The sequence below is a fragment of the Streptomyces sp. CO7 genome, from assembly GCF_053474865.1.
This window is the reverse complement of record NZ_JBRIOU010000001.1, coordinates 248943-255719: the sequence shown is the minus strand read 5'-3', so window position 1 is coordinate 255719 and position 6777 is coordinate 248943. Positions and strand designations below refer to the sequence as shown.

Annotated in this window: 6 protein-coding genes; 4 read left to right on the top strand and 2 right to left on the bottom strand. The window is 75.8% G+C overall.

The window, feature by feature from the left end:
* Positions 1-122 precede the first annotated feature (122 nt).
* The gene (locus ACOV8S_RS01180; protein ID WP_448315665.1) at positions 123-1463 is read left to right on the top strand and encodes a PAS domain-containing protein; all 1341 of its coding nucleotides are present in this window, start codon (positions 123-125) and stop codon (positions 1461-1463) included.
* A gap of 30 nt (positions 1464-1493) precedes the next feature.
* On the opposite strand, the gene ACOV8S_RS01175 is transcribed toward ACOV8S_RS01180, so the two are convergent.
* The gene (locus tag ACOV8S_RS01175) at positions 1494-2255 is read right to left on the bottom strand and encodes an SIS domain-containing protein (protein ID WP_448315421.1); all 762 of its coding nucleotides are present in this window, start codon (positions 2253-2255) and stop codon (positions 1494-1496) included.
* A gap of 255 nt (positions 2256-2510) precedes the next feature.
* Between ACOV8S_RS01175 and ACOV8S_RS01170 the strand changes: the two genes are divergently transcribed.
* The 3 genes from ACOV8S_RS01170 to ACOV8S_RS01160 all read left to right on the top strand — a co-directional run bounded on the left by ACOV8S_RS01170 (position 2511) and on the right by ACOV8S_RS01160 (position 5107).
* Positions 2511-3203: a metal-dependent transcriptional regulator gene (locus ACOV8S_RS01170; RefSeq protein WP_448315419.1), complete on the top strand. Its 693-nt coding sequence runs from the start codon at positions 2511-2513 to the stop codon at positions 3201-3203.
* 262 nt (positions 3204-3465) lie between these two features.
* A complete protein-coding gene (locus ACOV8S_RS01165) occupies positions 3466-3609 on the top strand; it encodes a hypothetical protein (protein WP_448315688.1) in 144 nt (47 codons plus the stop codon).
* A gap of 529 nt (positions 3610-4138) precedes the next feature.
* Positions 4139-5107, top strand: coding sequence for an alpha/beta fold hydrolase (locus tag ACOV8S_RS01160; protein WP_448315417.1), 969 nt, complete (start codon positions 4139-4141; stop codon positions 5105-5107).
* A 27-nt stretch (positions 5108-5134) separates the two neighbouring features.
* Here ACOV8S_RS01160 and ACOV8S_RS01155 read toward each other — a convergent pair whose 3' ends face one another.
* Positions 5135-6712 carry a transporter gene (locus tag ACOV8S_RS01155; protein WP_448315663.1) on the bottom strand — a complete coding sequence of 526 codons (1578 nt, stop codon included), beginning with the start codon at positions 6710-6712 and terminating at the stop codon, positions 5135-5137.
* Between the last annotated feature and the right edge of the window lie 65 nt (positions 6713-6777).

Here is a 6777-nt window from a genome sequence, read left to right as displayed (position 1 = left end):
GACGGGGGGCGGTGGAGTTGAATGGGAGCCCCACGGCCCAGTCACAGGGGAGAGCCACCGTGACCGCTCCGACCGGCGAGGACCAGTGCGGCGACCGACTCCTCGCCGCCCTGCTGAACGGCATGGACGCCGCCCTCTGCGCCTTCGACGCCGACGGCGTGGTGACCCACTGGAACCGCGAGGCGGAACGCGTCCTCGGCTGGAGCGCCGCCGAGGCGGTGGGCCGCCGCGGCCTGTCCGGCTGGGCGGTCCGCCCCGCCGACGCCGCCGGCACCGAGGCCCGCCTGATGGCGGCCATGCACGCGCCCGGCCGCCGCGTCCACGACTTCGCGCTGCTCACCAAGGACGGCGGCCGCGTCCTGGTGCGGACCCAGTCCGCCGCCGTCCCCGGCCCGGACGGCCGACCCGCCGGCGTGTACCTCGCCTTCGGCCCGGCCGACGCGCAGACCGACCTGGAACGCTCCCTCGCCCTGAGCGAGGCCCTCTTCTCCGACGCCCCCTGGGGCGTGGTGCTGGTCGACGCGGACCTGCGCCCCGCCGTGGTGAACGCCCATGCCGCCCGCGCCCTGGGACGCGGCCGCGCCGCGCTGCTCGGGCGGCCGCTGGGCGAGATGCTCACCGAGGGCGTCCGCGAGGTGGAGGCCGCGCTGACCCACGTCCTTGCCCAGGGCGCGCCCCCGGCCCCCGCCGACCTGTGGGTCACCGTCGCCGGGCCCGCCGCTTCCGGTGACGCCGCGGCGGCCCCCGGTGCGGCTCCCGGTGCGGCCTCCGGAGCAGTTTCCGGGGCCGCTGCGGGGGAGCGCCGCTGCTGGCGCAGCGGCTTCGTGCGCCTGGCGTCGCCGCTGACCGAGGAGCCCACCCCGCTCGGCGTCGGCTGGCTGTTCCAGGACGTCACCGAGGCCCGCACCACCGAGCAGGAGGCCGCGGTCACCCGCTTCCGCGCCGCCCAGCTGCACCGGGCGTCGCGCGCCGCGGCCGAGTGCGACAGCCCGGCCGAGGCCGCCGCCGTCCACCTGGACTTCGCGCTCGCCGGCTTCGCCGACCACGCCCTGCTGGACCGGGCGGCCGGCGGCGCGGTGCCGGACGACGAGGAGACGCCGCTGCGCCTGGTGCGGACGGCCACCACGCCGTTCGGCACCCCGGGCGGCGGCGAGGGCGCCGACCGCTCGGGCCTGCCGGTGCCCTACCCGGCCGGGCACCCGGCGCTGCGGTGCGCGGAACGCGCGGGCACCGTGCGGGTGTCCGCCGCCGCCGGGTTCACCCGGCAGTGGCCGCAGGACGCCGCGCACGCCCTGTGCGTCCCGCTGCGCAGCCGGGGCCGCACGCTGGGCGTGGTCACCTTCCTGCGCGGCCCGGCCCGGGGACCGTTCGGCCGCCACGACGTCGCGCACGGCGAGGAGGTGGCGGGCCGGGTGGCCGCCGCCCTGGACCTGGCGGCGGCCCTGGAGAACCCCGCCGGGTGACCCCGGCCGTGGTCCCCGTGCCGGGGAAGCTCAGTGCTGGTGGAAGATGCGGTCCCGGTACCGGTCGAAGACCGCGTCGTTCCAGGCGCGGCCCCCGTCCACGTTGCCCGACCGCAGCAGCGGCGGCTCCACGCCCCGCTCCGCGAGCGTGCCCGCCGCGACCGCCATCACGGACTGCATGACCGCCGAGGTCACCACCGTGGAGGCGGAGGCGAACGGCGCGCCCACGCCGTCCAGGGTGAGTTCCGCGTCGCCCACCGCGACCTTGGAGTCGACCACCACGTCGCAGTGGTCCTTCAGGAAGGTGCCCGAGGGGTGGCCGGGCGAGGTCTCCCGCGCGTAGGCCACCGAGGTCACCCCGACCACCCGCACCCCGCGCGCCCGGGCCACGGAGGCCATCTCCACCGGGAGCGCGTTGCGTCCGGACAGGGAGATCACCACCAGCAGGTCCCCGGCGCGCAGCGGCGAGACGTCGAGCACCGTGGCCGCCAGCCCCTCCACCCGCTCCAGCGCCGAACCCAGGGTGGCCGGGCGCACGTCGACGCCGGTCAGCCCCGGCACCGACAGCAGGTTCATCAGCGCCATGCCGCCCGCCCGGTAGACCACGTCCTGCGCGGCCAGCGACGAGTGCCCCGCGCCGAAGGCGAACAGCCGCCCTCCGGAGCTCACCGTGTCCGCCACCAGTTCCCCGGCGGCGGCGATCGCCTCCGTCTCCTCCACCCGGACCCGCCGCAGCAGCCGTTCCGCCGCGTCGAAGTACCGGCCGACCAGATCGTCCGCGTGTCCGCTCACCGGCAGGCTCCCTCCTGTGTGTCGATGATCACCGTGAGGTCTGGACCACAACGGTGTCAACGGGTGGCATCGGCCGTTCGCCGAGGGGCAGTAGGGAGCCGAACCGGACTGTTTCGGTTCCTCCGGCAGGGCACGCTTGTCGGCCGCATGCGTAAGAATTGGTTGCGGAGTCGGCGCGCCGCCCGGAGCAGCCGGGCAGGCCTGACCGCCGAGGCTGCGCGCGGCTTATCGGCAGATGTATTGCGAGGGGCACGTATGTCCGGACTGATCGACACCACGGAGATGTATCTCCGCACCATCCTCGAGCTCGAGGAGGAAGGTGTGGTCCCCATGCGTGCCCGAATCGCGGAACGGCTCGACCAGAGCGGCCCGACGGTCAGCCAGACGGTGGCGCGGATGGAGCGGGACGGCCTGCTCTCCGTGGCCAGCGACCGTCACCTGGAGCTGACCGAGGAGGGCCGCCGGCTGGCGACGCGGGTGATGCGCAAGCACCGGCTGGCCGAGTGCCTGCTGGTGGACGTCATCGGCCTGGAGTGGGAGCAGGTGCACGCCGAGGCCTGCCGCTGGGAGCACGTGATGAGCGAGGCCGTCGAGCGGCGCGTCCTCGAACTGCTCCGCCACCCGACCGAGTCGCCCTACGGCAACCCCATCCCCGGCCTCGACGAGCTCGGGCAGGAGGCCACGGCCGACCCGTTCCTCGACGAGGGCATGGTGTCGCTGGCCGAACTGGAGCCCGGTCACGAGGGCAAGACGGTCGTCGTGCGCCGCATCGGCGAGCCCATCCAGACGGACGCGCAGCTGATGTACGCGCTGCGCCGGGCGGGCGTGCAGCCCGGTTCGGTGGTCAGCGTGACCGAGTCCCCCTCCGGTCTGCTGGTGGGCAGCGGCGGCGAGGCCGCGGAGCTGGACGGCGAGGTCGCCTCGCACGTCTTCGTGGCCAAGCCCTAGGGGTACTTCTTCGTCAGGTCCTGCGCCGTCAGCGGCTGCTCCGCCCTGCCGGGCCGAGGGCGGCCATGGGCGGTGTGGGCACCGCTTCCAGCGCCTCGGCGGGTCCCGCAGGGCGCCCGGGACCGCGTCGAGGGCCGTGCCGGTGGGGCCGCGCCGGCATCAGGTGCCCGTAGCGTGCCGTGCCCGCTCGTCTCCGCGCCCGGCTGCCGAGTCCTTGCGCACCCGCCGCGCCCGGCCGGTGCCCCGGTCCACGTACACGGCCGTGAAGACGGTCACCACCAGCAGCACCGGCGGCCTGAGGACCACGGTCAAGGCTTCGGTGGACGGTTACCGGCGTTACCGCTACGCCGGTTCGTCCACCACCGCGCCCGCCACCGCCTCGGGAGACTGCGTCGGCGTCCGGTGACCTGGGCGTCCACGGAGGCGCGCGTCCGCGGAGCTCCGCCGTCGAAGGGCCCGGCGGACGTTCGCGGGCGTCGTGCGCTCCCGCGCGGACGTCGTGACGCCCGTGCCGCGCGCCGTCTTTCACGCCGTCCGCCTTTTCAAGGTGGCTCACCGTGCGGCAGTGTGGTGGGCGAGGCATATGACCCGAGGACCCCGCCCCGAGGGGCGACCCACGCAACAGGGCCCCGGCGCGGCGTCGGCCGTGCCGGGGCCCGTCCTCCCCTGTGCCGACCTGGAGCCCCGAGCTCCCGAGGTCGGTCGTCCCCGCGGACCGCTTTTCCCCGAGTGGTCCGCCTCCCGCTCAGGATCTCCCCGCGTCGACGACGGTCAATCCCCGGCCGTGGTCACTCGAACGAGGGGTGTCGACGACAGGAACCCGCGTTCTCGAATACAGATTCGATAGTCTGCGGGAGATGGCGCAAAGCAGCGCACAACCGGGCAGACAGGCGTCAGGATGGGCGCGCGACAGGGCGCGCATTGAGGGGGCACGGATGGCACGGCGGATCGACCTGACCGGAGCGGGTGGCCTGCGCCTGGCCGCCTGGGAGTTCGCCGAGCCCCCCAAGCCGGCCGGGCAGGCGGGCTCGCAGGGGCGGGCGGACGGTTCTTCCTCGGGTCCGGCGCCCCTCACGGCCTCCGTCGCCGCGTCCGGGCCCGGGCCGCGCGGGGAGCCGGAGGAGGAGCCGTCGCAGGGGCCGGGTGTCCTGTTACTGCACGGGCTGCTGGGCCGGGCCTCGCACTGGGCGCAGACCGCCCGCGGCCTGTCCGGCAGGTGCCGCGCCGTGGCGCTCGACCAGCGCGGACACGGGCTCAGCGACCATCCCGAGGGGCCGGCCGGGCTGACGCCCGAGGCCTTCGTCGCCGACGCCGAGGCGGCCCTGGAGCAGCTGGGGCTGGGGCCCGCCGTGGTGGTGGGGCACGGCATGGGGGCGATGATCGGCTGGCGGCTCGCCGTCGCCCGGCCCGACCTGGTGCGCGGGCTGGTGCTGGCGGAGATGCGCGCGGCAGCCGTCGGGGCGGCGATGCACCGGGAGTGGGAGGACTGGCTGGCGGCCTGGCCCACGCCGTTCGCCACGCTGGGGGAGGTCCGGAAGTGGTTCTCCCGCGACCCGTGGGTGGAGCGGCCCAGTGAGGCCCGGGCCGGCTACTTCGCCGAGGTGATGACCCACGCGCCGGACGGCTGGCGCCCCGTGTTCGACCCCGAGCAGATGCGGCTCGCCCGCCGCGGCTGGGCCTTCGACGCCCACTGGGAGGAGCTCGCCCAGGTGCCGTGCCCCGCCCTGGTGGTGCGCGGCGTGGACGGCCAGCTGGGCCGGGCCGAGGCCCACGAGATGGTCCGCGTCCTGCCGCGCGGCGAGTACGCGGAGATCCCCGACGCCGGCCACCTCCTCCACCACGACCAGCCCGACGCCTGGCAGGACCTGCTGACCCGGTTCCTCCAGGGAGTCCTCACCCCTTGAACGGTCTGGGCGGCCCGCGCCCTCCGCTCAGCCCTTGCTGACGGCGGCCAGGATCTCCGGGAGGCGAGCGGCCGCCCGGGGCGCGGCCAGGCGCAGGCCGGTCACGGCCAGGAGGACGCCGTAGGCCGTGCCCACCGGCAGGAGCAGCCAGCTCCACGCGGCGGCGTGGCCGGCCAGGTGCAGCCAGACGGTCAGCGCGATCACCGGCGCGGAGAGGACCGCCGCGGCGGCCATGCCGCCGAAGATCGCCATCCACACCAGCCCGACCTGGCCGGGGGCCACGTTCCGGTTGCCCTCCGGCGGGATGGAGTAGGGGTGGCGCACGGAGGCCCACGCGCCGGTCGCCGTCATCGCGCCGAGCAGCGCCAGCGACAGGCCCAGGGCCTCGGGGAGCTTGCCCCACTCGCCGAGCACCGCCACCGTCGCCACGCACACCAGCACCGAGTAGGGCACCGCGTACGAGACCAGCGCCAGGGCCCGGCCCCACAGCTCGCGCAGCGCGTCCCGGGGGGAGGAGATGGTCATCGCGACCATCCAGAAGCCCGAGTAGTCCTGGCCGAACTGGTTGTACATCATCGAGCCGAGCATCCCGGCGGCGAAGCAGGCGAAGTACACCGACCCCGAGCCCTGCAGCGCGTTGAAGAGCGGCACGATCAGCCCGACCGCGAGCGAGACCACCAGCGCGGCCCGGGTCTTCGGGTCGCGCCAGGCGTAGCGCAGGCTGCGCTCCATCACGGTGCTGACCCGCCCGGGCGGCAGCAGCCGGACGACCACCGAGCCGCCCGGGCGGCGCCCCGCGCGGGCCGCGGCCGGCTCGGCGGCCTGCAGGGTGGAGGAGTCGGGCGCGGTCATCAGCCGGGTCAGCGTCGCCGACCACCAGCGCAGCGCGAGCGCCAACGCCAGCGCGGTGAGCCCCAGTTGCACGGCGGCCGTGCCGTACGCGCCGTCGCTCGCGGCGTCGACGGCGCCGATCGCGGAGGCGGGCGGGACCCAGCGGAGCACCTCGGCGAACGGGTCCAACTGGGCCAGCCCGGACGCGCCGAGCCGCTGCACGCCGAAGTTGACGGCCTGCGCGCCGATCGCCACGACCAGGCCGCTGACCACGGCGAGGTCGCGGCCCCGGCGGCTGGAGAGCAGCCGGGTGTTCGCGGTGACCACGGCCCGGGCCAGCGCCACACAGGTCAGCAGCGCCAGCGCCACCGCGACCACGGCGGTCGCCGCGCCGGCCGCGCCGCGTGCCACGGCGATCGCCGAACCGGTCAGCAGGCAGAGCGTGAACAGCGGGCCGATGCCCACCAGCGAGGCGGCCAGCAGCGCCCGCACCAGGGGACGGGGCCGCAGCGGCAGCAGGACCAGCCGGGTCGCGTCCAGGGTCTCGTCGCCGCTGGAGGAGAAGAGCGGCATCACCGCCCAGCCCAGTGCCAGCACGGCGGTCAGCGGCACCACCACCGAGACGGCGTGCGGATGGCCGCGCAGCAGGAGCAGCCCGAGCAGGAGGAAGGCGGCCAGCAGCAGCACCACGACCGCGGAGGCGATGTACGCCGCGCGCCGGCCGCCGGACTGCCGCAGGCCGTTGCGCACGATCGACAGCTTCAGCCGGACCATCACCCCGGTGACGGAGTCGGCCCGCCCGGCGGAGGCCGCGGAAGGGGAAGGGGAAGGGGAAGGGG